This window comes from Methylophaga sp. SB9B (genome assembly GCF_004832235.1).
Lineage (GTDB): Bacteria > Pseudomonadota > Gammaproteobacteria > Nitrosococcales > Methylophagaceae > Methylophaga > Methylophaga muralis.
Map to the genome: position 1 here is coordinate 1 of NZ_SSXS01000026.1, position 1106 is coordinate 1106.

Annotated in this window: 1 protein-coding gene; it reads left to right on the plus strand. The window is 45.7% G+C overall.

Features of this window, described 5'->3' with window-relative positions; genetic code table 11:
- The coding region (locus E8Q33_RS14980) for a PQQ-dependent dehydrogenase, methanol/ethanol family (protein ID WP_136555697.1) at positions 1–1106 on the plus strand (1106 nt) is incomplete at both ends.

Here is a 1106-nt window from a genome sequence, read left to right on the forward strand (position 1 = left end):
GCCAAAACAAAACTACGATGAAACTGTACCAGTCATGTGCTGCGATACCGTTAACCGTGGTCTGTCTTATGGCGATGGCAAAATCTTCCTGAACCAAGCTGATACAACACTTGTTGCATTAGATATGGAAACAGGTGAAGTGGTTTGGTCTGACAAACGTGATGATCCAAAAGTTGGCGCGACCAGCACAGCGGCTGCACACGTATTTAAAGACAAAGTCATCGTCGGTATTTCAGGTGGTGAATTTGGTGTCCGTGGTTATGTTCAAGCTTATGACTTCGACGGTAACGTTAAGTACAAAGCGTACAGCGTTGGTCCTGACGATGAAATGTTAGTTGACCCAGAAAAAACCATGTCTATGCTGAAACCAGTTGGCAAAGATTCTTCATTGAAATCTTGGCAGGGTGATCAGTGGAAAATCGGTGGTGGTACAACTTGGGGTTGGTATTCTTATGACCCTGACCTGAACCAGTTCTACTATGGTACAGGTAACCCATCTACTTGGAACCCAGTACAACGTCCAGGCGACAACAAATGGACAATGACACTGTTTGGTCGTGATTTAGACACTGGTATGGCGAAATGGGTTTACCAAATGACGCCTTACGATGAGTGGGACTATGACGGTGTTAACGAAAACATCCTGGTAGACCAAAACATCAAAGGCAAAATGCGTAAAATGTTAGTGCATTTTGACCGTAACGGTTTTGCATACACCATGGATCGTGAAACAGGTGAATTGTTGGTTGCTGAAAAGTTTGACCCAGCAGTTAACTGGGCTACAGGTGTTAACCTGAAAACTGGTCTGCCTGATCGTGTAGCGAAATACTCAACTGCACGTAACGGTGAAGACGTGAACACCACTGGTATCTGCCCAGCAGCATTGGGTACAAAAGATCAACAGCCAGCGGCATTCTCACCACGCACTGGTCTGTTCTATGTTCCAACTAACCATGTTTGCATGGACTACGAACCATTTGAAGTTGAATACGTAGCCGGTCAACCATACGTTGGTGCGACATTGAGCATGTACCCACCAGAAGGCAGCACGCACTTGGGTAACTTCATTGCTTGGGATGCTCGTGAAGGTAAAATCGTCTGGTCAA